The organism is Massilia sp. UYP32, from assembly GCF_050434365.1.
Lineage (GTDB): Bacteria > Pseudomonadota > Gammaproteobacteria > Burkholderiales > Burkholderiaceae_D > Telluria > Telluria timonae.
Genome location: NZ_JBNDIK010000065.1, coordinates 1 through 1,476, shown reverse-complemented (window position 1 = coordinate 1,476; position 1,476 = coordinate 1). Strand labels below are relative to the sequence as shown.

Below are 1,476 nucleotides of genomic sequence, written 5' to 3'. Positions count from 1 at the left end.
TGTCAACGCTAAATAGAAATGTCCCCTGTTGCGCAAAGTAGAAATGTCCCTCTTGCCAATTTGATCACGGATTGGTGACAGGGGCCAGATGCGATTTCGTATGGGCGAACTCAGCACGTACAGGGACGGTGCCCGGTTGCGTTTCCATGCGTTTTTTCCAGGGGTGTCCGATAGGCTGTGGCGGTTGGCGTCGGGCGAGTGCCTGCTCGACCTTGCCATTGATGTCCTTGCCGTCGATCGCCTCATGCTGCTTGATTGGCTTGCTGCTGCATGTGTGCTGCAAAACCCGGCCTTGCCAGACGACCTCGGTCGCACTTTCCGGATGGGTGACGATAGTAACGCTGGCGCCACGCAATGCTCGCCCCTGGTCGGCAATTTGGATCTGATACAGCAAGCCATTGAACTGACAGCTCAGGTTGCTCGACAGGCGGCGAGGTGTATGCACCGAGAGGATTCGGCGTAGAGCAGCTTCGGTTCCGCCATACGGCACATGAGCGTCTTCAGGCAGCACGGCCGTGACGGCAAAGCGCCGGTTGAAGGCGCGAATGAACTGCGGTAGCCAGGCATTGGCAGCCTGCTGGCTACTGATGCCCTGTAACCGCATCTCCTTTACCAAGCGGTCCTGCAAGGTCTGATTGGCTCGCTCGACTCGTCCCTTGGCCTGCGGGCTGTTAGCCTGGATGCCCTCGATACCGAGTTGTTCCAATGCGCGTGCAAACTGCGTTTGCCCTTCACCGACGCCACTCTTGTCGCCCGTGCTGATCCGGAAGATGCTATGACGATCGCTGTACAGGGCCGCTGGCAGGCCATGATTTCTGATGTGCTCCTCCAGCAAACTCATGTATCCAAGCGTCGTCTCGGCATCGACGAAACGCAATGCCATCAGCTCGCTCGTGGCATCGTCGATAAACACCAACAGGCTGCAGCGGGGCGCGCGGCCCTCGAACCAGTCGTGCGGCGATCCATCGATCTGGATCAGCTCTCCGCGCCGCGCCCTGCGCTCGCGCATTGCGTGTGTCCGCGCTGTTGCGCCACGACGCGGTTTCCACAGTTGCGCCGCAATCATCGCCTTGCGCACCGTTTCCACTGATAGGCGGATCTCATGCAGTTCGTCGAGCTTCTCGCATGCCAACGTCGGACCGAAATCCGCATAGTGCGCCCTGATCAGGTCCAATGCCTTGGACAGCTTCTCTTGTGGCGTGCGTCGATTCGACGGTTTGCCCCGGCTCTTGCTCAGTAGCCCTGCATTGCCCTCGTCGAGCATACGCCGCTTCAGACGTTTCACCTGGCGCGTGCTGATGCCCAGCCTCCTGGCAGCACTTTCCTGATCCAGCTTACCCTCAACTACCTGTGCCATCACCTGGCTACGCAACACGTCTTTGGCTGTCATCTTGAGCACTGTCCCGTCCCCCTTCAGGGCATCCTAGGGGACATTTCTACTTAGCGGAGAGGGGACATTACTACTTTGCGCTAACA

1 protein-coding gene is annotated in these 1,476 nt (G+C 58.9%); it reads right to left on the bottom strand.

The annotated features are described in order from the left end of the window. Nucleotides 1-64 precede the first annotated feature (64 nt). Nucleotides 65-1,390 (bottom strand): ISNCY family transposase, encoded by a 1,326-nt coding sequence (locus tag ABIB42_RS25860; protein ID WP_005671140.1) that lies wholly within the window; start codon nucleotides 1,388-1,390, stop codon nucleotides 65-67. Between the last annotated feature and the right edge of the window lie 86 nt (nucleotides 1,391-1,476).

What these genes read in the sequence shown, in the direction of transcription:
- ABIB42_RS25860 (WP_005671140.1), bottom strand. Translation starts at nt 1,390, where the DNA reads ATGACAGCCAAAGACGTGTTGCGTAGCCAGGTGATGGCACAGGTAGTT.